This window comes from Gryllotalpicola sp. CP2-P1, from assembly GCF_057512245.1.
The window spans coordinates 1-24,358 of sequence record NZ_JBLRDT010000017.1 but is presented as its reverse complement, the minus strand read 5'-3'; the positions used below and the strand labels follow the sequence as shown (position 1 = coordinate 24,358).

Sequence of the window (24,358 nt, the reverse complement as noted above, 5' to 3'; positions counted from 1 at the left end):
TGCCCGCCGGCGGCGAGCGGGGCGAGGGCGCCCGCCTCGACGGGTCGGTGCAGCTCGGAGCCTTCCGCCCCGGCGCCGACGACGCCGAGTGGCTCGCCCTCAACGCGCGCGTGTTCGCGTGGCACCCCGAGCAGGGCGGCATGACGGCCGACGACCTGGCCCAGCGCGTGGCCGAGCCGTGGTTCGACGCGGGCGACTTCCTGGTGGCTCGCGACGACCGCGGCGCCATGGTCGGCTACAACTGGCTCAAGGTCGAGCCGGGCGGCACGGGCGAGGTCTACGTCATCGGGGTCGCCCCCGACGCGGCGGGCCGCGGGCTCGGGCGCGCCCTCATGAACGCCGGGCTCGACCGCCTGCGCGCGCGGGGATGCACCGCCGTCGAGCTGTACGTCGAGTCGGACAACACGGCCGCGGTGCGGCTCTACCGCGGGCTCGGATTCACCGACGCCGCGGTGCACGTGCAGTACTCCCGGGCGTAACCGGAAGACCCCGATTCGCGACGGGCGCGCGCGGCGCGGCATCCTTACTCCATGCCCCCACGCACCCGAATCGCCGCCATCGCCCTCGCCGCCGCCGCGGCGCTCACCCTCGCCGCCTGCTCGGGCGGCACCGGCTCCTCCAGCTCGTCCGGCTCCGACGGCTACGTGACCAAGGGGAAGCTCACGATCGCGACCTCTCAGCCCGCGTATGCGCCGTGGGTCGAAGACAACAAGCCGCAGTCCGGCAAGGGCTTCGAGGCGGCGGTCGCCTACGCGGTGGCCGACAAGCTCGGCTTCTCGAAGTCCGACGTGGTGTGGGTGCGCGACGACTTCGACAAGTCGATCGCGCCGGGCCCCAAGGACTTCGACCTCAACCTGCAGCAGTTCTCGATCACCGACGAGCGCAAGAAGGCCGTCGACTTCTCATCGCCGTACTACACGACGAGCCAGGTCGTGATCACGACGGCCACGAGCAAGGCGGCGGATGCCACGAGCCTCGCCGACCTCAAGGGCGACCTCATCGGCGCCATGACGGGAACGACGAGCTACTCCGACGCCGTCGCCGACATCGCACCGACCCAGCAGGTGCAGGTGTTCAACAGCAACGACGACGCGGTGACGGCGCTCAAGGCCGGCCAGGTGGACGCGATCGTGGTCGACCTTCCGACGGGCTTCTACGTCACGAGCGCCGAGCTCGACGACGGCAAGATCATCGGGCAGCTGCCTGCCGTGAAGGGCGACACGGGCGACCAGTTCGGCATCGTGCTGCCGAAGGACAGCGCCCTGACGAAGAAGGTCAGCGCCGCCGTCGACGCGCTCCGCGCGGACGGCACGCTCGCCTCGCTCGAGAAGAAGTGGCTGAACAGCCAGGGCAACGCCCCGATCCTCAAGTGACCGCGCCCTCCGCTCTCGAGCTCGAGCGCCGTGCTTACCGAGCGCGGCGCTCGCGGCGCTCCATCTGGGTCAGCATCGCCTCGACCCTGGTCTTCGCCGCGCTGATCTGGGTCGGCGTGGTCTCGACCCCCGGCTGGCACTCCGTCCAGCAGTCGTTCTTCGACCTGGGTGAGGCCTGGCGGGCGGTGCCGAGTGTGCTCGCGGGGCTGTGGCTCAACATCCGCGTGCTGTTCGCGAGTGCCGCGTGCGTGCTCGTCCTCAGCATCCTGCTGGCGGCGCTGCGCACGCTGCGCGGCGCGGTGTTCTTCCCGCTGCGCGCAGCCGTCGCGATCTACACCGACCTGTTCCGCGGGCTGCCGCTGCTGATCGTGCTGTACCTGGTCGGCTTCGGCATCCCCGCACTCGGGTTCTTCCCGCGCATGCCCGCCGGGTTCTGGGGAACCGTGGCGCTCGTCATCACCTACACCGCGTACGTCAGCGAGGTGTTCCGCGCCGGCATGGAGGCGGTGCACCCCTCGCAGCGGCTCGCGGCCCGCTCGCTCGGCCTGCGCTATTGGCAGAGCCTGCGGCTCGTCGTCCTTCCGCAGGCGCTGCGCAAGGTGACGCCCGCGCTCATGAACGACTTCGTGTCGCTGCAGAAGGACGTCGGCCTGATCTCGGTGCTCGGCGCCGTCGACGCCGTGCGGGCCGCGCAGATCCAGGTGTCCCTCAACTACAACTTCACGCCGTACCTCGTGGCCGGCCTGTGCTTCGTCGTGCTCGCCGTGCCGATGATCCGCCTCACCGACTGGTACTCGGCCCGCCTCGCCCGCCGCGAGCAGATGGGAAGCGTCGTATGAGCGCCCTGCTCTCACTCACCGGCATCCGGAAATCCTTCGGCGACCACGAGGTGCTCGCCGGCATCGACCTCGAACTCGCCCAGCACGAGGTCGTCGCCCTGATCGGGGCGAGCGGCTCGGGCAAGTCGACCCTGCTGCGCTGCGTCAACCTGCTCGAGCGCATCGACGACGGCCGGATCGTGCTCGCCGGCGAGGACATCAGCGACCCGCGCGTCGACGCCGACGGCGTTCGCGCCCGCATCGGAGTCGTCTTCCAGCACTACAACCTGTTCCCGCACCTCAGCGTGATCGACAACGTCACCCTCGCCGCGCGCCACGTGCACAGGATGTCGAAGGCGGATGCCATGGCGAAGGGCCTCGCCCTGCTCGAGCGCATCGGCCTCGGCGCCAAGGCGCGCGACTACCCCGACCGCCTCTCCGGCGGTCAGCAGCAGCGCGTCGCGATCGTGCGCGCGCTGGTCACGGACCCGGCCCTGCTGCTGCTCGACGAGATCACGAGCGCTCTCGACCCCGAACTCGTCGGCGAGGTGCTCGACCTCGTGCGCTCGCTCAAGGAGCAGGGCACGACGATCCTGATGGCGACGCACGAGATGGACTTCGCGCGCGAGGTGGCCGACCGGGTCGTGTTCCTCGACGCCGGAACGATCGTCGAGCAGGGGGCACCCGACGCGTTCTTCGACCACCCGGAGCAGGAGCGCACGAAGCGGTTCCTCACGCGCCTCGGGGCGCGGCGGAGGTAGCGCTCGCGGCAAGGCCGTGCGGCCCGGGCATCCGTTCACCCCGCGTTAGCGGCGGGTGTAAAGATAGGGCGCATGGATGGCGAGAACACGCTGGTCGAGGACACGCTCGGCAGCGACAACCTGGACGACGACTTCGAGCCCTGGAACGCCGAGTCCGACCCCTCGCTGCCCCGTGACCGCTACATCGACCGCGAGCTGAGCTGGCTCGCCTTCAACCAGCGGGTGCTCGAACTCGCCGAGGACCCCAAGCTGCCGCTGCTCGAGCGGACCAACTTCCTCGCGATCTTCGCCAACAACCTCGACGAGTTCTTCATGGTGCGCGTGGCGGGCCTCAAGCGCCGCATCATGACCGGCCTCGCCGTCCCCACGAACACGGGCAAGGCTCCCGCCGATGTGCTGGCGGATGTCTCGGCCAAGGCTCATGAGCTGCAGCTGCGCCACGCCCGCGCCTTCCAGCAGATCGGGCAGGAGCTGCGCGAGAAGGGCATCACGCTCGCCTCGTGGGACGAGCTCACGGAGGACGAGCGCGCCCCCCTGCGCGAGCTCTACCAGAAGCAGATCTTCGCGGTGCTGATGCCGCTCGCCGTCGACCCGGCGCACCCGTTCCCGTACATCTCGGGCCTCTCGCTCAACCTGGCCGTGCGCGTGCGGAACACGAAGACCAAGAAGGAGCAGTTCGCGCGCCTCAAGGTGCCCACCGTGTTGCCCCGCTTCATCCGCATCGACGGCGGCGGCTCCGACAGGGTGCGCTACATCCTGCTTGAGGACCTCATCGCGAACCAGCTCGACGAGCTCTTCGCCGGAATGGAGGTCGTCGAGCACCACATCTTCCGCGTCACCCGCAACGAAGACGTCGAGATCGACGAGGACGAGACCGAGAACCTGATCCAGGCGCTCGAGAAGGAGCTGCTGCGGCGCCGCTTCGGGCCGCCCATCCGCCTCGAGGTCACCGAGGACATGGACCCCGTCACCCTCGACCTGCTGGTGCGCGAGCTCGACATCACCGAGCAGGAGATCTACCGCCTGCCGGCGCCGCTCGACCTGCGCGGCCTGTTCGACCTGGGGCGCATCGACCGGCCCGAGCTCAAGTACCCGCCGCACGTGCCCGTCACGGCCGCCCAGCTGCAGCCGAGCGAGCCGAACGCCAAGCCCGACATCTTCGCCGCGCTGCGCCGCCAGGACGTGCTGGTGCACCACCCGTACGAGTCGTTCGCGACCAGTGTGCAGGCGTTCCTCGAGCAGGCGGCGCGCGATCCCAATGTGCTCGCGATCAAGCAGACGCTCTACCGCACGAGCGGCGACAGCCCCATCGTCGAGGCGCTCATCGACGCGGCGGAGGCCGGCAAGCAGGTGCTCGCCCTCGTCGAGATCAAGGCGCGCTTCGACGAGCAGAACAACATCGAGTGGGCGCGCAAGCTCGAGAAGTCGGGCGTGCACGTCGTCTACGGCCTCGTCGGCCTCAAGACGCACTGCAAGCTCGCCCTCGTCATCCGGCAGGAGGGCGGGCAGCTCAAGCACTACAGCCACGTCGGTACGGGCAACTACAACCCGAAGACCAGCCGCGTCTACGAGGACCTCGGCCTGTTCACCTCCGACGACCAGGTCGGCAAAGACCTCACCCGCCTGTTTAACGAGCTCTCGGGCTATGCCATCGAGAAGAAGTTCAAGCGGCTGCTCGTCGCGCCGCTGCACCTGCGCAAGGGGCTGCTCAAGGCCATCGCCCAGGAGACCAAGAACGCCCTCGCGGGCAAGCCCGCAGGCATCCGCATCAAGGTCAACTCGATGGTCGACGAGGCCATCATCGACGCGCTCTATCAGGCGAGCCGCGCCGGCGTCCCGATCGACATCTGGGTGCGCGGTATCTGCGGCATCAAGCCCGGGCAGGAGGGCTACAGCGAGAACATCCGCGTGCGCTCGATCCTCGGCCGCTACCTCGAGCACTCGCGCATCTTCAGCTTCGAGAACAACGGCGACCCGCTCATGTACATCGGCAGCGCCGACATGATGCACCGCAATCTCGACCGCCGCATCGAGGCGCTCGTGCGCCTCACGAAGCCCGAGCACATCAGCGAGCTCACCGAGCTGTTCGACCTCGCGATGAGCGACGAGACGTCGTCGTGGTCGCTCGAGTCCGACGGGTCGTGGGCGCGGCACTCCGTCGACGAGTCGGGCGCGCCGCTCGTCGACCTGCAGAACCGGCTCATGTACCAGATCTCGCACCGACCCCGTTCGGCCACTCGCCTGTGACGGACGGGCCTGTTCTCGCCGCGGGTGCGGTGTGCTGGCGCATCGTGGACGGAGACGTCCGCGTGCTCGTCATCCACCGCCCCCGCTATGACGACCTGACCCTGCCGAAGGGGAAGGTCGACCCGGGCGAGACGCTTCCGCAGACCGCCGTGCGCGAGGTGCGCGAGGAGACCGGGCTCTCGATCACGCTCGGCATGCCGTTGTCGCAGACCGAGTACACGATCGCGAGCGGGCGCGAGAAGATCGTTCACTACTGGACGGCCGAGGTGACGGAAGCCGCAGCGAAGGCATCCCGCTTCAAGCCGAACTCCGAGGTCGACGCCGTGCACTGGATGCCGCTCGCGAAGGCCAGGGTCGCCCTCAGCTACGAGCACGACATCAGGCTGCTCGAGGAGTTCGCGCAGCTGCACGAGAAAGCCGGTGGCGCCACGTTCGGCATCATCGTGCTGCGGCACGCTAAGGCCCTGCCCCGCGCAGAGTGGACCGGATCGGACGAGAAGCGCCCCCTCGCCTCGCGCGGGGTGCTGCAGGCGCAGCACATCGTGCCGACGGTGCGGGCGTGGCAGCCGCGCCGCATCATCACCTCCCCCGCGGTGCGCTGCGCCGCGACCGTCGCACCGCTCGCGCGCGCTCTGGACCGCAAGCCGCGCCACGAGCCCGGCATCAGCCAGGATGCCTGGGACGACGGCGCCGCGCAGGTGCCCGAGGTCGTCGCCAAGCGCCTGGTTGCGGGGAAGACCGCTGTGCTGTGCAGCCATCGGCCCGTGCTGCCCGACATCCTGCGCGAGTTCGCCCTCGCCACGGGCACACCGGTCACCTGGCAGCTGCGAGAGGCGGCGGTGCTCGAGCCCGCGGCGTTCACGATCGTGCACTTGTCACGTCTGCACCCAACGGCGGGGATCCTCGCGCTCGAGACGCACAACCCGATCTGACGGGGCAGGGCGGCGCGCCCGCGGCGGGGGCGCACGGCCGCCGTTTGATGCTCGTTCACCGTTCGTTTACCCACGCGGCAGAGTCTCGTCAGGCGCCCCGCTTAGCGTCGCCAACGGGTCGGCACCGACCCCGTGCTCCGCGCGCACCCGAAGTCCTTCTGCCGCGCGGGCGAACAATCCATTCCGAAAGGGAACACAGTGAAGCTCAAGAACGTGGCGGCTGCGGGCGCTCTCGCCCTTGCTACCGCTCTCGCGCTCTCGGCCTGCGGCGGCAACAGCGGCTCCGACGGCGCGGCGAACACTCCGTCGCCTGCCAAGACCGTCGACTACAGCTCGCTCTCCGGCACCATCACCGCCGGCGGCTCGTCGGCCCAGGCCAACGCGCAGACCGCGTGGGCCGCCGCTTTCAAGGGTCTCGGCGCCAACGTCACGATCAACTACGACAAGTCGCAGGGCTCGGGCGGCGGGCGCACCAACTGGCTCGGCGGCAGCTACGACTTCGCCGGCACCGACTCGGCGCTCTCGGCCGACGAATTCACTCAGGCGAAGACCACCTGCGGCCCCGACGGCGGCCTCAACATCCCCGTCTACCTCTCGGGCGTCTCGGTCATCTACAACCTTCCGGGCGTCGACAAGCTCAACCTGAGCGCCGAGGTCATCGCGAAGATCTTCTCGGGCTCCATCAAGACCTGGAACGACCCGGCCATCAAGGCGCTGAACTCGGGCGCCGACCTGCCGAGCAGCCCGATCGCCACCGTGCACCGTTCCGACGGCTCGGGCACGACCAACAACTTCACCTCGTACCTCAACCAGGTCGCGCCGAGCGTGTGGACCAACGCGCCGAGCAACGACTGGCCGTACCCGAACGTGGGCTCGGGCCAGCAGGGCGGCTCCGGCGTCGTGAACACCGTCACCGCCACCGCGAACAGCATCGGCTACGCCGACCAGAGCTCGATCGGCAAGGCGACGCAGGCCGACATCCAGGCCGGCACCTCGGGCAGCACCTTCGTGACCTACTCGGCCGACGGCGCGACCAAGGCCTTCGACGACGCCGCGCAGGACGCGTCGCAGGGCGACGGCGACCTCACCAAGAAGCTCGACTACACCAAGATCACCGGTGCCGACGCCTACCCGATCCCGCTGCTGTCCTACGCCGTGACCTGCAAGACCTTCAAGGACTCGACGCAGGGCAAGCTGACCGCCGCGTACCTCGGCTTCATCGGCAGCAAGACCGGCCAGGATGTCGCGGAGAAGAACGCCGGCGCGGCGCCTCTTCCCACCAGCATCCAGGACGAGATCGCCAAGACCGTCGCGCTGATCAAGTAAGACCGCACGACGGAAGCACCGCTGAACGACGGTCGGGCTATCACCTGGTAGCCCGACCGTCGCACAATAAAGCGTCACCCCCTCCCGACCCGACGAGGAACGAGAAACACCCCGTGACTGAGTCCACCGCCGCAGTCTCCCCGCGTCGGATCGTCGCCAGGGCACGCCCCAGCGACAGAATCTTCAGGTTCCTGAGCACAGGCTCGGCCGCGCTGATCATCGTGATCCTGGCCGGGGTGGCGCTCTTCCTGATCATCCGCTCCGCCCCCGCCATCGGCGCGAGCTGGACGACCGGCGAGCTCGCCGGCGGCACCACGGCCCACCACGCGAACTTCTGGGCGTACACCGCTCCGCTCGTCTGGGGAACGCTGTGGGTCTCGCTGCTCGGCCTCGTCATGGGCGCCCCGGTCGCTATCGGAATCGCCCTCTTCATCTCGCACTACGCGCCGCGCAACCTCGCCGGGGTGCTCGCGTACCTCGTGGACCTGCTGGCGGCCGTGCCGTCGATCATCTTCGGCCTGTGGGGCATCTTCACGATCCGCAAGTTCCTGCTCCCGTTCCAGGCATGGTTGAACCACCACGCCGGGTGGTTCCCGGTCTTCGGCGGCGAGCTGAGCCAGACCGGCTCGACGATGTTCGCGGGCGGCGTCGTGCTCGCGGTCATGATCCTGCCGATCATCACCTCGATCACCCGCGAGATCTTCCTGCAGACCCCGCGCCTTCACGAAGAGGCCGCCCTGGCGCTCGGTGCGACGAAGTGGGAGACGGTGCGGCTCGCCGTCTTCCCCTACGCCCGCAGCGGCATGCTGAGCGCCGTGCTGCTCGGGCTCGGCCGTGCGCTCGGCGAGACGATGGCCATCGCGCTCATCATGTCCCCCACCGTCGGCTTCTTCCTCACCTGGTTCACCGACAACCAGAACTCTCAGACCATCGCCGCGAACATCGCGCTGAACTTCCCCGAGTCGACCACGCTGCAGCGGCAGGCCCTGATCGGAACCGGTCTCGCGCTCTTCGTCATCTCGCTGGTCGTGAACTTCGCCGCGCGCTTCATCATCGGCCGCACCGGGAAGTCGACCGGCGGCAAGAAGGCGCGGCGCCTGCCCCCGACGAACCCGTCGACGATGATCGCCCTCGACGACGCCGAGGGCCCGCTCGAGGCCCTGCACCCGCACGCCTCCTCCGCCCACCCAGAGGGCCCGAAGCCCAGCCGACCCGAAGGGCCGCGTTCATGAGCGCCACCGCCGTCCCCAACGCGCCGTCGCCGAAGCGCGAGGTCGACAACGCCCTCACCTCAGGGCAGCTGCCGCGGTACTTCGAGGTCTGGTCGCTGCTCGGCGCGCTCGCCGTCAGCGCGGTCCTGTTCGCCCTCGTCGGCTTCAACATCGTCGGCTGGATCGTGGTCGCGGCGATCGTCTACCTGCTCGCCGTCGGCGTCATCTCCGCCGTCACCGAGAACCGCCGGAAGGCCGTCGACCGCCTCGTGCGAGGTGTCGTCGTGATCATGTTCCTGCTCGCGCTCGCGCCGCTCGTCTCGACCCTCATCGACGTGATCGCCCGCGGCGCGCACGATGCGTTCGACCCGAGCTTCGTGTTCAAGACAGGGGGCACGCACTTCGACCCGGTGTCGCTCAAGGTCACGACGACCATCGGGGCCTGGCAGTCCGTGGTCGGCACGCTCATCATCACCGGCATCGCGACGGTCATCAGCGTCCCGATCGGCATCCTGACCGCGATCTACCTGGTCGAGTACGGCCGCCCCAACGCCTGGATGAACCGGACCGTCACCTTCCTGGTCGACGTCATGACGGGCATCCCCTCGATCGTCGCCGGCCTGTTCGCGTTCTCGCTGTTCACGCTGATCGTCGGGCCGAAGGCGTTCAGCGGCCTCTCGGCGGCGATCGCGCTGTGCGTGCTGATGATCCCGATCGTCGTCAGAAGCAGCGAGGAGATGCTGAAGCTCGTCTCGATCGACCTGCGCGAGGCATCCTATGCACTCGGCACGACGAAGTTCGTGACGATCACCCGCATCGTGCTGCCGACCGCCATCTCGGGCCTCATCACGGGTGTGATGATCGCGATCGCCCGCGTCATCGGCGAGACGGCCCCGATCTTCATCGCCGCGTCGTTCACGAACAACTTCAACGCGAACCCCCTGCACGACGCAATGTCGACGCTTCCCGTCATGGCGTACACGGGCTACAAGTTCCCGAGCACCGACATCGCGGCGTCGTACGACTCGGCGTGGGGTGCGGCACTGCTGCTCGTCATCCTGGTGGTCATCCTCAACCTCATCGCCCGAATCGTCGCCCGCATCTTCGCCCCCAAGGGCCTGCGGTAGTCACCCGAGAGAAACGAAACGGATTCCTGTGTCCAAGCGCATCGAGGTCAACGACCTCAACGTCTACTACGACAAGTTCCTGGCCGTCGAAGGCGTCTCCATCAACATCGAACCGCGCACGGTGACCGCCTTCATCGGCCCCTCGGGCTGCGGCAAGTCGACGTTCCTGCGCACGCTCAACCGAATGCACGAGGTGATCCCGGGCGCGCACGTCAAGGGCGAGGTGCTCATCGACGGCAACGACCTCTACGGGCCCGGCGTCGACCCCGTGCTCGTGCGTCGGCAGGTGGGCATGGTGTTCCAGCGGCCGAACCCGTTCCCGACGATGTCGATCCGCGAGAACGTCCTGGCCGGCGTGCGCCTCAACAACACGCGGATCTCGAAGTCCGACGCCGACGACCTCGTCGAGTCCTCGCTGCGCGGCGCGAACCTCTGGGAAGAGGTCAAGGACCGCCTCGGCCTGCCCGGCTCAGGCCTCTCGGGCGGTCAGCAGCAGCGCCTCTGCATCGCCCGCGCGATCGCCGTGAAGCCCGACGTGCTGCTCATGGACGAGCCGTGCTCGGCCCTCGACCCGATCTCGACGCTGGCCATCGAGGACCTCATCGAGGACCTCAAGCAGGAGTACACGATCGTCATCGTGACCCACAACATGCAGCAGGCCACCCGGGTGAGCGACAAGACCGCGTTCTTCAACATCGCGGGCACCGGGAAGCCGGGCCACCTGATCGAATACGACGACACGGCGACGATCTTCTCGACCCCGAAGGTGAAGGCGACCGAGGACTACGTCTCGGGCCGCTTCGGATAGGCCCGCATTCGCTCCGCTACGCGCGAACGCCCTCGGGAAGACCCCGGGGGCGTTCTCGGTTAGACTCGAATGGCCGGGCCGCAGTAACCCCGGGCTCCAACTTTCGCCGCTTCGAGCGGCCTCGCGCCGAGAGGCGTTCTGCGGCCCGGTTATTCTTTTGCCCTAGGCCGGCTCCGGCGCGCGATAGCTTCCCGAGCGGACATCGTCGAGCAGGGGCACGCCGGCGGGCTTCCAGCCGAAGGTCGCGCGCGCCTTCTCGGCGCTGAGGCGGCTCGTCGAGCTCAGCACCTGCGCGAACGGGCCGAAGCTCTGCTCGGCCGTCGCGAGCGGGATGGACGTGGGCCGCGCCCCCGTGAGCTCCGCGATCGCCTCGGCGAGCCCACGGAAGCTGAACGGCGCGTCGCCCACCGCGTTGTAGATGCCGCCCACCGGGTGCGCGAGGGCCGCCGCATAGAGCGCGGCGAGATCGTCGACGTGAATCGGATGCCACGTGTTCGCGCCGTCGTCGATGTAGGTCGCGGCGCCGGTCTGCGCCGCGGAGTCGATGAGCCCGGTGATGAGCCCCGAGCCGCCCCTGCCGTAGACGAGCCCCGCACGCACGATGATCGGCGTGATCCCTCGCGCGGCCAGCACGACGCGCTCTGCCTGCGCCTTGACCGGCTGGGCGCTCGCCTCGGGAAGCTCGGCTTCTTCTGCGGTGTCCCGCAAGGGGCCGAAGCCGTAGACGAGGCCCGTGCTCGTGTAGACGACCGGCTTTGCGGCATCCCCGACCCCTGCGCCCTGAACCAGCGCCGCGACGGCGGCGAGCTCCGTCGCATTCGCCTCGTCCGTCATCGAGTAGTCGACGGCCGCGTGGATCACGGCGTCGGCGGCCTCTGCGGCTGCGCGCAGCACGCCGGCGTCCGCCAGCTCGCCGCGGACAGGGGTCGCGCCGACCGCCGTGAGCTTCGCCGCGCTCGCGTCGGATCGCGCCAGTGCGCTGACCTCGTGGCCGGCGGCGACGAGATGCTCGACCAGCACCGAGCCCACGTAGCCGGTGCCGCCCGTGATGAAGACCTTCATTCCGTTCCTTTCGCTTCGGCGACCTCGCGGCCGCGGAACGACGGTAAACTCTGACATCAATGTCAAGGTCAAGTCGGTGGGAGAGCGGATGCGCATCGGTGAGCTGAGCGAGCGGACCGGGGCGAGCGCTCGGTCGATCCGCTATTACGAGCAGCTCGGGCTGCTGACGTCGGCGCGGCTCGGGAACGGGTATCGCGAGTTCGACGACTCGGCCGTCGCGACGGTCGACACGATCAAGGCGCTCATCGACCTGGGCTTCCCGACGGAGCTGATCCAGAGAGTGCTCCCCTGCACGGGCGACGCGGGCCCGGCCGGCCAGGACTGCGGCGTGCTGATGCGGCGGGTGGCCGAGATCCGCGACGAGATGGATGCCAAGGCCGCGCGCCTGATCGAGACACGCGATGCCCTGACGGGCTTTCTCGCGCGAGCCGAGACGGGCGCCTCTGTGCAGCTGGGGGCCGCGTGACCGGGCATCGGGTTTTCGAGCTCGAGTTCGCCAGGCTCTACCCGCTCTATGCCGAGAAGGTCGAGCGGAAGGGGCACACGACCGCGGAGCTCGACGAGGTGATCGAGTGGCTCACGGGGTACGACGCCGCGGGCCTCGAGCGCGCGCGTTCAGACGGCACCGATCTCGCGGGGTTCTTCGCCCACGCGCCGGCGATGAACCCGAACGCGTCGCTGATCACGGGCGTCATCTGCGGCGTCCGCGTCGAAGACATCGAGGACCCGCTGATGCAGAAGATCCGCTACCTCGACAAGCTCGTCGACGAGCTGGCGCGCGGGAAGAAGATGACGTCGATCCTGCGGAGCTGACGGCTCGAGCTACAGCGACGACTCCGGTGTGCTCATCGCCGTCCCGATTCATCGGACATACGACCTGTACGTGCCACGGCATCCCGTCGCACTGTTACCTAGAAGCGTGGGCCCAAACCCCCGCGTCGTAATCGTCGTCGGCAGCACCCGCCCAGCCCGCATCAGCCTCGATGTCGCCGCCTGAGTTCAGACCGCCCTGAACCGCCTGAGCGACATCAGCTACGAAATCCTCGATCTAGCCAACATCGACCTGCCGTTCCTCGACGAGCCCACCCCTGCGGGCTATAGGCAGTATCCTCACGATCACACGCGGCGGTGAAGCGAACTCGTGTCGAGCTACGACGGCTTCTTCTTCGTATTCCTGCAGTACAACTGGGGCTACCCCGGGGTACTCAAGAACGCGCTTGACTTCCTCTACCGCGAGTGGCAGGGCAAACCCGCAACCCAGTTCACTGGGGGATCCGCGGCGCGACGCAGTTCCATCAGATCATGCTGGGACGTCACATGGCCCCACTGCCTACGCGCGTCGAGGCCGTCTATACCGATGACGACGCCGACCCCAGCGGTCGACTTCTCCGCGCTGAGGCAACGTTCGGCACGACGCGCCCGGCGCTGCACGCGATCGATGTAGAGTTCCGGGCACAGCTGATGCGGTGACGACGACTGCTCTTGGACGATACGGAGCTACAGGCTTTGTTGAGGCAGACGCCAGCTCACAGACCGACGGAGCGCTGCTTCTCGAACCAGCGCTGACGCCAGCTGTTGCCTGCGCGCTCGTAAGTGACGCGCGCGTGACAGTTCCGGCAGCGTACGTCGCACTTTACGATCTCAGCGTCGATTTTCCGAAGGTTGTGGCCGAATCGGACCAACCGCATGACGTCGGAGATCTTCACAACGCCCGGGCGGTGGTCGAAGTCGAGCACTCGGATGTCCTGTTCGCCGCAGTCCACACAAGGATGCGAACTCAGATAGCTCCCGATGTGATCTTGCGCCAGTTGGCGAGCAAGCCTGGTCCGCTCCATGATGACGCGAATGTGCTTCTCGCGGTTCTCGGCGAAATAGCGACGCGCATTTGCCCGGTTGCACTCGCGGCAGACGTTCTGAAGACCATCGGGGGCGCGGCTCTTCCTGTTGAACGAAGTCAGCGGAAAGAGTCCCTTGCAAAGCGTGCACTGCTTCATGGGCCGAATCTACATTCGACCTCTGACATTGGTGCCCCCGGTGAGACTCGAACTCACGACCAACGGATTAACATGGCTGCACTGGGTTTCCCCAGCCACCGCGGGCGAGCGGCTTGCAGTCCTGGACTATCTCACCACCTTCGGCCGTGCCGGTCAGGTGCGTCGCGTGTAGTCTCTGAGGTTCCCTCTCGGTTACCTGCTGATTGCCCAATCCTCGGGATTGTCACTGCCTCGCGGCGAGTACCCTCGGCTCTCAGGGTGTTCCAGCATATAGCGACGTTCATCCGACGCATTTCTGCGCCGGCGCTCCTATTTTTAGTTGAAGTCCGCAGCTCTACCGACTGAGCTACAGGGGCATGCAAACAGCGTAACCTGCCTCGAGCACTGAAACCGCCCGGCGCCGAAAGAGGCGCCGGGCGGGAATCCCCAGGTGTCAGACTCTGTTGCGTCCGCTGATGGCGCGGACGATCCACACGATGATGGCGAACAGCGCAAGCACGATCCCGACCCAGAGCAGCCAGCTCGCAGCCTGCACGAATCCGCCAGTGAGCAGCAAAATGACGGCCACTATGGCGACGATGATCAGCAAAATGTTCATGCCTTGACGGTGCCCGAACGCCGCTTGCGACAAAACCCCCTTGACACCCCGGAAGGATTCCTGTTGGCAGACGATTTCCACAAGCCCGTCAAACTGCCCGGCCGGGTGTTCGAGGGGTTCCACGGCGGCCAGGACCCGGCCGTCGCGCTGCGCGTCGCCCACGAGACCGCGCACGCCCTGATCTCCCGCGTGCACGCGGACCCCGACCCGGCGGTGATCGACCGGCTCGTCGGCTACACGGACCGGCACGGCATCGACGCGATCGCGGAGCTGTGGTCGCAGGCAGCCGCCCGAACCCTTCCCGGCGCCCTCTGGCGCATCTACCTCGTGCGGGTGCTGATCAGGCAGAACCCCGACGAGACCAGCTACCTCTACCAGCGCGGGGCGGACGCGACCCCCACCATCGACCCCATCGTCGCCGGGGCCCAGGAGCCGACCGGGCCCACTGAGATCGTCGAGCTCGCCGACCAGATCCTGCGCGGCGCGTTCCAGGGTGACTTCGCCGACGCGCTCGATCGCGCCGCGGCCTTCTGCCGCGTCGAGGCCGCGGGCGCCGCCGCGCTGGCCGACTCGGTCGATGCCGTCGACTCCGAGCGAGCCACCGAGCTCACCACCCGCGCCTCGAGGTTCGTGCAGACCGGCGACGAGCTCGGCGCGTGTGCGCGGCTGTGGCGGGCGGAGTCGCTGGACTAACGAACCAGCTGGCCGGTGAGGTAGGCGACGATGACGTTCGCCAGCAGTTCGGTGCCGTGCCGGCGACCATCGGCCTCGAGCGGGTCGCCGAAGAACACACCGGACTCGGTGATCGTGAACCTCGTGCCGCCGTCGACCGGCTCCAGCTCGATCGTGGCGATCGAGACGGACGAGCGGGTCTCGCCCTCGTACATCTCGTAGGCGTAGACGATGCGCTCGTTCTCGACGATGTCGTAGTAGTGCGCACGGAAGACGTGCGCGGGGCCGTCGGGAGCGCCGACCGAGTTGAACTCGTCACCGCCGACGCGGAAGTCGAAGCTGCGCGGAGCCTTCTCGACGAAGCCGTCCGGCCCGGTGAACCAGGCGCGCTTCTCGGCGTCGTCGGCGAAGCACGCGAAGACGCGCTCAGGTGATGCGGGAACGGTGCGTTCGACAGTGAACGAGCCGTGGGTGGTGGTCATTTCGGATCCTTCCGGGAAGGCATTTCTGGGTGGTCGATGAGGTGCCGGGTGAGACGGTCGAGACGGCTCTCCCACTCGCGGCGGCGCGCGTCGATCCACGACTGCACCGCGCCGAATGCCTCGACGTCAACGGCGCAGGTGCGCACGCGGCCCTGCTTCGCCGTCGTGACGAGGCCACTCGCCTCAAGCACGCGCAGGTGCTGCAGGACGGCCGCCATGGTCATCGCGAGCGGTGCCGCGAGTTCGCTGACGGATGCCGGACCGCGCACCAGCCGCTCGACCATCGCGCGCCTGCTGGGGTCGGCAAGGGCTTGGAAGGCCCGGTCGAGCGTGTCGGAATGGTTAAGCATGTGCTTAAGTATTGGCACGTGCGCGCGGATGTCAAGGGGCCGGGTGCACTACGCGCCGCGCGCATTTCGCGGGTCCGCGCGTATCGGATCGACTCACGCGTACGCGCAATCACGCGTCCTGCGCGTCGCTCCTACCGCGGCGCATCGGTAACCCGGGTACGGGCTCGGCGCTACGCGGCGGGCGCGGTGTAGCGGATGCCCCAGGTGGCGGACCACGTCTCGTGCGGGGCGAGTCGCTTCAGGCCGAGACCGGAGTTGAAGGCATCCGTCGGGGCAGTCATGGGCTCGAGAGCGAGAGCGACCGCGCCCTCGGGAAGAGTCGCGAACGAGCGGTGCGTGTAGACCTGAAGGAAGCGGAAGGCGTCGTTGCCCCACAGCGTGACCGACGAGCCGTCGGGCGCCGTGAGCACGGCGAGGTCGCCCGGCCCGGCATCCGCATAGCCCTCGTTGAGGTCGAGGTCGCCGACGCGCCGCGGCGCCCGCAGATCGAACTCCGTTCCGTCGACGGGCTTCTGCGCGACGGGGATCAGCTTCTCGTCGAGCTCGAAGTGCGACGACGCGTGCACCGTGAGCTGCAGCTCGCGCGTGTCGACCTCGCCGAGGCGGAAGTACGGGTGCGCGCCGACCGCGACGGGCGCGTCGCTCTCACCGCCGTTCGCGAAGCTGTGGGTGACGGCGAGGCCGTCGTCGGTCAGCTCGTACCGCACGGTCGTGTCGACGAGGAACGGGTAGCCGTTCTGGGGGAAGATCGTGGCCGCCAGTTCGACGAAGTCGGCGCCCTTGTCGGCGAGCTGATAGGCGGTGAATCGCAGCAGACCGTGACTCGCGTTGCCGAGTGCGGGCTCGGTGAGCGGCAGCTGCAAGGTCTGCTCTGTCCCGTCCGCAGCCGTCCAGGTCCACTTGCCGTCACGCACGCGATTCGGCCAGGGCGACAGCACGATGCCCGACGCGGACTGCGGCGACGAGGTCACCGGGAACGGTTCGACGAGGTCGACGCCCGCGATCTGGAACTCGCGGATGCCCGCCGCCAGCTCGGTGATGACCGCCCTGGCCGTGCCGGCCGCGGTCGTGCGGACGATTTCGTACTGCTCTCCGGTGGGTGCTCGCACGTTCGCCAGCCTATGGCCGAGAGGCGGCCCGCTGCCAAGCCCTCCACGCACTCGCGACCATCTCGTCGAGCGTGTTCGTCATCGCCCAGTCGAGGTCGCGGGCGGCCAGCGTGCCGTCGGCGACGGTGCGCGCCGGGTCGCCTGGCCGCCTCGGCGCGATCTCGGGTTCGAAGGGGATGCCCGTGCCGGCCGCCATCGCGTCCATGATCTGCTTCACGGACGACCCGGAGCCGCTGCCGAGGTTGTACACCGGCTCGAGCGGCTCGCCTGCCAGCATCCGCCGGGCTGCGGCCACGTGGGCCTGCGCGACGTCCGCGACGTGCACGTAGTCGCGCACGCACGTGCCGTCGGGCGTCGGGTAGTCGTTGCCGAAGATCTTCGGCGTGCGCCCCTCGTCCAGCGCGCGGAAGACCAGCGGGAACAGGTTGTGCGGGCTCGTGTCGCGCAGCTCGGGACTGCCGGAACCCACGACGTTGAAATAGCGCAGCGAGGTGTGCACGAGACCCGTGGCGCGCCCCTGGTCGGCGAGCAGCCACTCGCCGATCAGCTTCGTCTCGCCGTAGGGCGACTCGGGCGTCGTTGCCGTCGACTCGGTGACGAGCTCGACGGTCGGCGTGCCGTAGACGCCCGCCGACGACGAGAACACGATGCGCGCGACGCCGGCGCGCTGCATGGCGGCGAGCAGCGCGGCCGTGCCCGTCACGTTCTGCTCGTAGGTGTGCAGCGGCAGCTTCACCGACTCGCCCGCGTACTTGTAGCCCGCAAGGTGCACGACGCCGTCGATCGGATGCCCGGCGAAGATCGCATCGAGCGCCGCGCCGTCGAGGATCGACGCCTCGACGAAGGGCACCTCGGCCGGCACGAAATCACGGTGGCCGCTCGAGAGGTCGTCGATCACGACGACGTCGAATCCGCCTGCGCGCAGTGCGCGGACGACGTGCGAGCCGATGTAGCCGGCGCCACCTGTCACGAGCCAAGCCATGGGGGTTCCTTCCGGGACGGGTGCTTTCAGGCTATCGGCCGGGCAGCACCGCGACGCCGTACGCGTCGAGCGCCACGGGCTCGCCCCCGACCACGAGCGAGCGCTGCTCGGGCGTGTGGTTGATGACGAAGCGGGTGCCGCCGCGCACGACCGTCTCGACGCCGTACTCCGCACCGGGGAAGGCGGCCTCGATGTCGGCATCCGCCAGCACTCGTTCGGCCAGCGCGTCGAACAGCGCCGCATCGGGCTGCGTCGCGACGTACCAGGCCGCACCGCCGCCGGCGGAGGCGCGGCGCGTCACGGCCGCACCGCCCGCGGCATGCCCGTCGGCGAAAGACGCGATGACGTCGGCGTCCGCCACCGTCAGATGCTCCTGCCAGATGGCCGCCTGCCCCTCGAGCTCGCCGCGGATCGTGGTCGGCACGCCGGCCTGCAGGGGCGCGAACTCCTCGACCGAGACGCCGAGGGCGCGCTGCAGCTCGCCACCCGCGCCGCCGAGATAGCCGCCGAGATGCACGTGCAGATTGCGGTCGAGGATGCCCGACTGGAAGCCGACGACGAGGGTGCCGCCGCGCTCGGGCACGGCGGCGAGCACGGCGAGCTCCTCGCGATCTGCCACGTGCAGCAGCGGCGCGAGCACCAGGCGGTAGGCGTCGAGCGGGGCACCCGGGCGTGCGAAGTCGATTGCGACGCCGCGGCGCAGCAGGGCGGCGTACCACTCGAGCACACCGGCGAGGTAGTCGACGCGCGTCGGCGTCGCGTCCTGGCCGAGAGCCCACCACGACTCCCAGTCCCACACGATGGCCGCGGAGGCCGGGACCGCGGCACCGAGCACCCCGGCCTCCGGCGCGCTCAGCTCGGCGAGCTCACGGCCGAGGGCCTGGATCTCGCGGTGCACGCGAGTGTGCTCGCCGCCATGCGGCACCATCGCGGCGTGGAACTTCTCGGCGCCGGAGGCGGACTGCCGCCATTGGAAGTGCAGGATGCCGTCGGCGCCACGGGCCACGGATTGAAAGCTCGTCGTGCGGTGCTGACCCGGCGCCTTCGGTGCGTTGCGGTCGCGCCAGTTCACGGCGCTCGGCGACTGCTCCATGAGCAGCCACGGCTTGCCGCCGCCGAGCGAGCGCATGAGGTCGCGCGTGGCGGCCGAGTGGATGTGCGACAGCGGGTCGGCGGGGTCGGGGTACTCGTCGTCGCTGATGATGTCCATCTCGGGCGCCCAATCCCAGTAGTCGAGATCGGCGAAGAACCCCATGAAGTTCGTCGTCACCGGGATTCCGGGGCTCAGCTCGGCGAGCACGGCGCGCTCGGCGCGGTGCAGCTCGAGCAGGGCCCACGACGAGAACCGCTTCCAGTCGATGAGCTGCGTCGGGTTGCGGAACGTCGGCGCGTAGCGGGGTGCGTCGACCTCGTCGAAGGAGTCGTAGCGCTGCGACCAGAAGCCGGTGCCCCATGCCCGGTTGAGCTCGTCGATCGTGCCGTAGCGGCGCGCGAGCCAGGCGCGGAAGGCGGCGACCGATTCCTCGTCATAGGACGCCGAAACGTGGCATCCGTATTCGTTGTTGGTGTGCCACGCCTCGAGCGCGGGGTGCGCGCCGTAGCGCGTCGCCAGCTCGCGGACGAGGCGGAGCGCATGCTCGCGGTACACGCGCGAGCTCGGGCTGTACTGCTGCCGCGAGCCGAAGCCGAAGCGGATGCCCCGCTCGTCGACCGGCAGGGTCTCGGGGTGCAGCCGCGCAAGCCACGCGGGCGGCGAGGCCGTGGCGGTCGCGAGGATGACCCGGATGCCGCCCGCGTGCAGCTTCTCGAGCACGGTGTCGAGCCACTCGAAGTCGAACTCCCCCGGCCTCGGCTCGAGCCGCGCCCACGAGAACACCCCCACCGTCGCGGTGGTGACCGAGGCGCCTCGCATGAGACGCACGTCGTCGTCCCACACGGAAGGATCCCACTGGTCGGGGTTGTAGTCGCCGCCGAAGCGGAAGCCGGGGAAGATCGACGCCATTCTCAGCCTGCCTTTACCGTGAATCCCTGCTGCTTGCCGTAGCTGACGTTCGCGTCCTGCCACGTCTGCAGCGCCTTGTTGATATCGGTCTTGTTCGCGATCGCCTTGCCGACGCTGTCGGCGAAGATGTCGTTCGCGTGCGCCTGCCACGGCAGGTACGACCAGCCGGCGACGTCGTTCTTCGCGCCGGGGACGATCGTCTGGTAGATCTTCTGACCGCCGAAGTAGTCGTTGGTCTGGTCGATGAACGACGGGTCGTTGAGGTCGGCGACCGTCGACGGGAAGCCCCCGTCCTTGATGAACACCTTGATGCTCTCGGGGTCGGAATTGAGCCAGCGCAGGAACGCAGCGGCGAGGTCCTGGTTCTTCGAGAGCTTCGGGATCACCTCGGTCGAGCCGCCGTTCTCGGCGTTGGCCGGGGTGCCGTCCCAGGTGGGCAGCGCGGCTACGGCCCAGTGGCCCTTGCCCTCGGGAGCGCTCGCGGCGAGCACGCCCGGCATCCAGCCGCCGGCGAGCAGCGTCGCGATCGTGCCGTTGCCGAGATCCTTGTACCACTCGTCGGACCAGCCGGCGATCGTCCCCAGCGAGCCGTCGGCGATCAGCGTGTTGTACAGCTGGGCGTACTTCTTGCTGCCCTCGTCCTGCAGGTCGATGGTCACCTTGGTGCCGTCGACTTTGAAGGGATGCCCGCCGGCCTGCCACATGAGGCTGGTGGCGACACCGGCGTCGCCCGCATCATCGATGAACCACTTGCTCGGGTCGGCCTGGTGGAGCTTCTTCGCGTCGGCGATGTACTCGTCCCAGGTCTTCGGCACGCTGATGCCGTACTGGTCGAAGACGGTCTTGTTGTAGAACAGCGCCATCGGCGCGCTGTCCTGAGGAAGGCCCCAGATGCCGCCGTTCTGCGACACCGCCGCCCAGGTGGCGTCCGTGTACTTCGACTTGAGGTCGCCGAATCCGTACTTGGTGAGGTCGATGAGATCCCCCTGCAGCTGGAAGAGCGGCAACGACTGATACTCGACCTGGGTGACGTCGGGGACGCCCTTGCCGGCCGAGATCGCGTTCTGCACCTTCGTGTTGGAGGTTCCGGCGCCCTGCGTGTTGACGAGGTTCACCTTCACATTGGGATAGGCCTTCTCGAATGCGGCGACCTGGTCCTTGGCCTGGGGCGTCCACGTCCAGTAGCTGATCTCGCCGCCCTTCTTGAGCGCTGCATCGAGCTTCGATGCGCTCGAACCGGAGGATGAGGTGCTGCCGGTGTCGTCCCCGCCGCCCGAGCAGGCGACGAGGGTGCCGCCGACGACGGCGGCGATGGCTCCGAGCGTGATCGCCCGGAGCACGGTGCGTGTGTTCATGTGCTGTGGTTCCTTTCCACTACATCGGGGATGAGGAGGTGGTGCTGAGGGCGGCGCAGTGCCGGGAGGTCACTGCTTGACGCTTCCCGCGCTGAGCCCCGACTGCCAGTAGCGCTGCAGCAGCAGGAACGCGGCGACAATCGGGATGACGGCGAGCAGCGACCCCGTCGTCACCAGCGAGAAGACGGGCTTCGCTCCGACGCCGACGGTCTCGGCGTTCCATTGCTGAAGGCCGAGGGTGAGCGGGTAGAGCTTGGGGTCGTTGAGCATGATCAGAGGCAGGAAGTAGTTGTTCCAGGTGGCGACGATCGCGAACAGGGCGACCGTCACGATCCCGGGAGCGAGCAGGCGCAGGGAGATGGTGCGGAACGTGCGCAGCTCGCCCGAGCCGTCGACCCGCGCCGCCTCCATCAGCTCGGTCGGGATCGCGTCGCTCGCGAACACCCACATCAGGTAGAGCCCGAACGGCGAGATCGCCGACGGCAGGATCACGGCCCACATGGTGTTCGTGAGCCCGACCTTGCTGAAGAGCAAGAAGGTGGGGACCGCGAGCGCCGTGCCCGGCACCGCGATCGCCCCGAGGATGATCGCGAACACCGCCTTCTTGCCGGGGAAGTCGTATTTCGCGAGGCCGTAGCCGCCGAGCGTCGCGAGAACCGTCGCTGCGCCTGCGCCCACGACGACGTAGATCAGGGTGTTGATGAGCCAGCGCCCGTACACGCCGCCCTCATAGGTGAAGACGTCGGCGATGTTCGCGAAGAGGTTGAAGTGACCGAACGCGAACCCGAAGGTGTTGACGAGGTCGGAGTTGCTCTTCGTCGCGCTGATGACGAGCCATGCGAGCGGCACGAGCGTGTAGACGAGCAGCAGCGCCATGACGATCGTGAGGACGACAGACCTGCGGGGCCGGTGCGGAGCCTGGGGCATCCGGCGCGTCAATTCGGTCATCATGCGTCCTTTCGTGAGCCGCGCAGCTGCACGACGTAGGCGATGACGGCGGTGAAGACGCCCATGATGATCGCGACGGTCGCGGCGTAGTTCACCTGGTTGCCCGAGAAGCTGAGCGTGTAGGCGTAGAGGTTCGGGGTGAAGTTCGTCGGGATGATGCCGAGCGCGGTCGTGCGCAGGATGTTCGGCTCATTGAAGAGCTGGAAGCTGCCGATGATCGAGAAGATCGTCGCAATGACGATCGAGCCGCGCAGCGCGGGCAGCTTGACCGAGAAGATCGTGCGGAACGCCCCCGCGCCATCGATGGCGGCCGCCTCGTACAGTTCGCGCGGCACAGTGCTCAGCGCGGCGTAGAAGATCAGCATGTTGTAGCCGAGGAACTCCCAGGTGACGATGTTGCCGATCGCCGGGAGCACCCACTGCGTCGAGATGGGGTCGATCGTGAATCCGAGCAGATGACCGAGCGCCCCGGTCAGGCCGGCGCGCGGGTTGTACATGAAGCCCCACATCAGCACGGCGACCACGCCGGGCACCGCATACGGCAGGAAGAGCACGATGCGGAAGAACGACTTGCCGTGCAGCCGACCGCTGTCGATCGCGAGTGCACAGATCAGCGCGAGCGCCAGCATGATCGGCACCTGCACGACGAGGAACAGCGAGACCCGCAGCACCCCCGACCAGAAGTCGGCGTCTGTGAACGCCTGCAGGTAGTTGGCGAAGCCCACGAAGTGGTTCCCGCCGATGAGCTGGTTGCGGTACAGGCTCAGATAGATCGAATACCCCACGGGCACGACGACGAGCAGGACGAATCCGATGAAGAACGGCAGCACGAAGCCCCAGCCTGCGGCCGAGATGCGCCGCTTCAGCGGGCTGTGCTTCGTGCGCGGCGCCGCTCGCTCGGCACGTGGCCGAGGGGGCGCGACAGAGATCTGGGACGTCATTGTCTCTCTTCGGGTCAGCGGATGTTTGCGCAAACTGTTTGCGTAAACATTCCGGCTCGGGCAGGCTAGCATCGACCTGGCCGATCGTGTCAAGCAACGATTTGGTCGCATTGCAGCCGTACGAGGAGCGCCATGACGAGCACCCTGGGAGGACGGCCCGCGCGTGCGGCATCCATGCTCGATGTCGCCCGGCTGGCGGGCGTGTCCCAGCAGACGGTGAGCCGCGTCTCGAACGGCTCGGACGCCGTGAAGCCCGACACGAGGGAGCGCGTGCTCGCCGCCATGGAAGAGCTCGGCTACCGGCCGAACAGCGCCGCGCGCGCACTCAAGTCGGGCCGATTCCTCACCCTCGGGGTGCTCATGCACAACCTCAAGGCGTTCGGCTCGAGCCGCATGCTCGAATCCATCGACTTCGCGGCGGCCCAGCGCGGCTACTCGATCGAGCTGATCTCGATCAAAGACCCCTCGACCACCGAGATCACCCGCGCGCTCAGCAGACTCGACCACGAGGCGGTCGACGGCATCGTCATGCGCCTCGACGCCGAGCACGTGCGCGAGCAGGCGATCGACTTCCCCACGCGCATCCCGACCGTGATCATCGAGAGCGCCTCGTATTCCGACCGCGTCTCGGCCGACGCCGACCAGCGCCAGGGTGCGCGACTCGCCGTCGAGCATCTGCTGGGGCTCGGCCACCCGACCGTGTGGCATGTAGCAGGGCCCGCCGACTATGCCAGCGCCGCGGCGCGTGAGGATGCCTGGCGCGCGGCCCTCGTCGAGGCGGGGCGCCCCGTGCCCGAGGTCGTGCGCGGCGATTGGTCGCCCGACTCCGGCTATCTGGCGGGGAAGCGGCTGCTCGCGGCATCCGAGGCCACCGCCGTGTTCTGCGCCAACGACCAGATGGCGCTCGGCCTGCTGCGCGCGTTCCATGAGGCGGGCCGCGCCGTGCCCGCCGAGGTGAGCGTCGTCGGGTTCGACGACACGCCTGAGGCCGAATACTTCTGGCCGCCGCTGACGACCGTGCACCAGGACTTCGAGAGCGTCGGCGCGAACGCCGTCGCCCTGTTGCTGGAGCAGATCGAGGCGGGGCCGGTTCCCCCGGGCGTGCGGCTCACGCCCAACCACCTGATCGTCAGAAAGTCGACGGATGCCTGGCATGGCTGAAACCCCTGCAACTCCCCCGACCGCCGCCGCCCCCGGGCGGATCACGAAGCGGGTCCACACACTCGCCGACGGCCGCGAGCTGATCTACTTCGACGACGC

General features: G+C 68.4%; 26 protein-coding genes. 15 read left to right on the top strand and 11 right to left on the bottom strand.

From position 1 onward, the window contains the following. The 10 genes from mshD to pstB form a co-directional block, all read left to right on the top strand. On the top strand, positions 1 to 479 hold a 479-nt coding region (mshD, locus tag ACM2XV_RS02800; protein WP_487025883.1), incomplete at its 5' end, for a mycothiol synthase. A gap of 51 nt (positions 480 to 530) precedes the next feature. Next, positions 531 to 1,373 (top strand): ABC transporter substrate-binding protein, encoded by an 843-nt coding sequence (locus tag ACM2XV_RS02795; RefSeq protein WP_487025882.1) that lies wholly within the window; start codon positions 531 to 533, stop codon positions 1,371 to 1,373. After that, positions 1,370 to 2,212, top strand: coding sequence for an amino acid ABC transporter permease (locus ACM2XV_RS02790; RefSeq protein ID WP_487025881.1), 843 nt, complete (start codon positions 1,370 to 1,372; stop codon positions 2,210 to 2,212). The genes ACM2XV_RS02795 and ACM2XV_RS02790 overlap by 4 nt, the downstream gene beginning before the upstream one ends. Then, the gene (locus ACM2XV_RS02785; RefSeq protein WP_487025880.1) at positions 2,209 to 2,952 is read left to right on the top strand and encodes an amino acid ABC transporter ATP-binding protein; all 744 of its coding nucleotides are present in this window, start codon (positions 2,209 to 2,211) and stop codon (positions 2,950 to 2,952) included. Before ACM2XV_RS02790 ends, ACM2XV_RS02785 begins: the two co-directional genes overlap by 4 nt. 72 nt (positions 2,953 to 3,024) lie before the next feature. After that, positions 3,025 to 5,199 (top strand): RNA degradosome polyphosphate kinase, encoded by a 2,175-nt coding sequence (locus ACM2XV_RS02780; protein WP_344773721.1) that lies wholly within the window; start codon positions 3,025 to 3,027, stop codon positions 5,197 to 5,199. Further along, the gene (locus ACM2XV_RS02775) at positions 5,196 to 6,131 is read left to right on the top strand and encodes an NUDIX hydrolase (protein WP_487025879.1); all 936 of its coding nucleotides are present in this window, start codon (positions 5,196 to 5,198) and stop codon (positions 6,129 to 6,131) included. The genes ACM2XV_RS02780 and ACM2XV_RS02775 overlap by 4 nt, the downstream gene beginning before the upstream one ends. A 198-nt stretch (positions 6,132 to 6,329) precedes the next feature. Continuing rightward, positions 6,330 to 7,457 carry a phosphate ABC transporter substrate-binding protein PstS gene (gene pstS, locus ACM2XV_RS02770; RefSeq protein WP_487025878.1) on the top strand — a complete coding sequence of 376 codons (1,128 nt, stop codon included), beginning with the start codon at positions 6,330 to 6,332 and terminating at the stop codon, positions 7,455 to 7,457. Between the two features lie 113 nt (positions 7,458 to 7,570). Beyond that, a complete protein-coding gene (pstC, locus tag ACM2XV_RS02765; RefSeq protein ID WP_487025877.1) occupies positions 7,571 to 8,689 on the top strand; it encodes a phosphate ABC transporter permease subunit PstC in 1,119 nt (372 codons plus the stop codon). Beyond that, entirely contained in the window at positions 8,686 to 9,795 is a 1,110-nt protein-coding gene (pstA, locus tag ACM2XV_RS02760; RefSeq protein ID WP_344773727.1) for a phosphate ABC transporter permease PstA, read from the top strand. The genes pstC and pstA overlap by 4 nt, the downstream gene beginning before the upstream one ends. Positions 9,796 to 9,823: 28 nt before the next feature. Next, positions 9,824 to 10,603 (top strand): phosphate ABC transporter ATP-binding protein PstB, encoded by a 780-nt coding sequence (gene pstB, locus ACM2XV_RS02755; protein ID WP_344773729.1) that lies wholly within the window; start codon positions 9,824 to 9,826, stop codon positions 10,601 to 10,603. Between the two features lie 162 nt (positions 10,604 to 10,765). On the opposite strand, the gene ACM2XV_RS02750 is transcribed toward pstB, so the two are convergent. Then, positions 10,766 to 11,665: an NAD-dependent epimerase/dehydratase family protein gene (locus tag ACM2XV_RS02750; RefSeq protein WP_344773732.1), complete on the bottom strand. Its 900-nt coding sequence runs from the start codon at positions 11,663 to 11,665 to the stop codon at positions 10,766 to 10,768. Between the two features lie 88 nt (positions 11,666 to 11,753). Here ACM2XV_RS02750 and ACM2XV_RS02745 point away from each other — a divergent pair, with 88 nt between their 5' ends. From ACM2XV_RS02745 to ACM2XV_RS02735, 3 genes are all read left to right on the top strand, one after another. Next, entirely contained in the window at positions 11,754 to 12,131 is a 378-nt protein-coding gene (locus ACM2XV_RS02745) for a MerR family transcriptional regulator (protein WP_487025876.1), read from the top strand. After that, on the top strand, positions 12,128 to 12,478 hold the full coding sequence (locus ACM2XV_RS02740; RefSeq protein ID WP_344773736.1) for a DUF2200 domain-containing protein: 351 nt from the start codon (positions 12,128 to 12,130) through the stop codon (positions 12,476 to 12,478). Before ACM2XV_RS02745 ends, ACM2XV_RS02740 begins: the two co-directional genes overlap by 4 nt. 328 nt (positions 12,479 to 12,806) lie before the next feature. Beyond that, entirely contained in the window at positions 12,807 to 13,109 is a 303-nt protein-coding gene (locus tag ACM2XV_RS02735; RefSeq protein WP_487025875.1) for an NADPH-dependent FMN reductase, read from the top strand. Between the two features lie 82 nt (positions 13,110 to 13,191). Here ACM2XV_RS02735 and ACM2XV_RS02730 read toward each other — a convergent pair whose 3' ends face one another. Both ACM2XV_RS02730 and ACM2XV_RS02725 read right to left on the bottom strand, forming a co-directional pair. Next, entirely contained in the window at positions 13,192 to 13,659 is a 468-nt protein-coding gene (locus tag ACM2XV_RS02730) for a hypothetical protein (RefSeq protein ID WP_487025874.1), read from the bottom strand. A 433-nt stretch (positions 13,660 to 14,092) separates the two neighbouring features. After that, positions 14,093 to 14,257: a hypothetical protein gene (locus ACM2XV_RS02725; protein WP_344776187.1), complete on the bottom strand. Its 165-nt coding sequence runs from the start codon at positions 14,255 to 14,257 to the stop codon at positions 14,093 to 14,095. 63 nt (positions 14,258 to 14,320) lie between these two features. Here ACM2XV_RS02725 and ACM2XV_RS02720 point away from each other — a divergent pair, with 63 nt between their 5' ends. Further along, entirely contained in the window at positions 14,321 to 14,950 is a 630-nt protein-coding gene (locus ACM2XV_RS02720; RefSeq protein WP_344776189.1) for a DNA-directed RNA polymerase subunit beta, read from the top strand. On the opposite strand, the gene ACM2XV_RS02715 is transcribed toward ACM2XV_RS02720, so the two are convergent. The 8 genes from ACM2XV_RS02715 to ACM2XV_RS02680 form a co-directional block, all read right to left on the bottom strand. After that, the gene (locus ACM2XV_RS02715) at positions 14,947 to 15,411 is read right to left on the bottom strand and encodes an SRPBCC family protein (protein WP_487025873.1); all 465 of its coding nucleotides are present in this window, start codon (positions 15,409 to 15,411) and stop codon (positions 14,947 to 14,949) included. The genes ACM2XV_RS02720 and ACM2XV_RS02715 overlap by 4 nt on opposite strands. Beyond that, positions 15,408 to 15,761, bottom strand: coding sequence for an ArsR/SmtB family transcription factor (locus ACM2XV_RS02710; protein WP_487025872.1), 354 nt, complete (start codon positions 15,759 to 15,761; stop codon positions 15,408 to 15,410). Before ACM2XV_RS02710 ends, ACM2XV_RS02715 begins: the two co-directional genes overlap by 4 nt. A 170-nt stretch (positions 15,762 to 15,931) precedes the next feature. After that, the gene (locus ACM2XV_RS02705; RefSeq protein ID WP_487025871.1) at positions 15,932 to 16,870 is read right to left on the bottom strand and encodes an aldose 1-epimerase family protein; all 939 of its coding nucleotides are present in this window, start codon (positions 16,868 to 16,870) and stop codon (positions 15,932 to 15,934) included. Between the two features lie 10 nt (positions 16,871 to 16,880). After that, positions 16,881 to 17,852 carry a UDP-glucose 4-epimerase GalE gene (galE, locus tag ACM2XV_RS02700; protein ID WP_487025870.1) on the bottom strand — a complete coding sequence of 324 codons (972 nt, stop codon included), beginning with the start codon at positions 17,850 to 17,852 and terminating at the stop codon, positions 16,881 to 16,883. 31 nt (positions 17,853 to 17,883) lie between these two features. Further along, positions 17,884 to 19,854 carry a beta-galactosidase gene (locus tag ACM2XV_RS02695; protein WP_487025869.1) on the bottom strand — a complete coding sequence of 657 codons (1,971 nt, stop codon included), beginning with the start codon at positions 19,852 to 19,854 and terminating at the stop codon, positions 17,884 to 17,886. A 2-nt stretch (positions 19,855 to 19,856) separates the two neighbouring features. After that, positions 19,857 to 21,209: an ABC transporter substrate-binding protein gene (locus ACM2XV_RS02690; protein ID WP_487025868.1), complete on the bottom strand. Its 1,353-nt coding sequence runs from the start codon at positions 21,207 to 21,209 to the stop codon at positions 19,857 to 19,859. 69 nt (positions 21,210 to 21,278) lie between these two features. Next, complete coding sequence (locus tag ACM2XV_RS02685) at positions 21,279 to 22,157, bottom strand: carbohydrate ABC transporter permease (RefSeq protein WP_487025867.1); 879 nt, start codon at positions 22,155 to 22,157, stop codon at positions 21,279 to 21,281. Beyond that, complete coding sequence (locus ACM2XV_RS02680) at positions 22,157 to 23,098, bottom strand: carbohydrate ABC transporter permease (RefSeq protein ID WP_344776205.1); 942 nt, start codon at positions 23,096 to 23,098, stop codon at positions 22,157 to 22,159. The genes ACM2XV_RS02685 and ACM2XV_RS02680 overlap by 1 nt, the downstream gene beginning before the upstream one ends. A 132-nt stretch (positions 23,099 to 23,230) precedes the next feature. Between ACM2XV_RS02680 and ACM2XV_RS02675 the strand changes: the two genes are divergently transcribed. Next, entirely contained in the window at positions 23,231 to 24,259 is a 1,029-nt protein-coding gene (locus ACM2XV_RS02675) for a LacI family DNA-binding transcriptional regulator (RefSeq protein WP_344776207.1), read from the top strand. Positions 24,260 to 24,358: the final 99 nt, after the last annotated feature.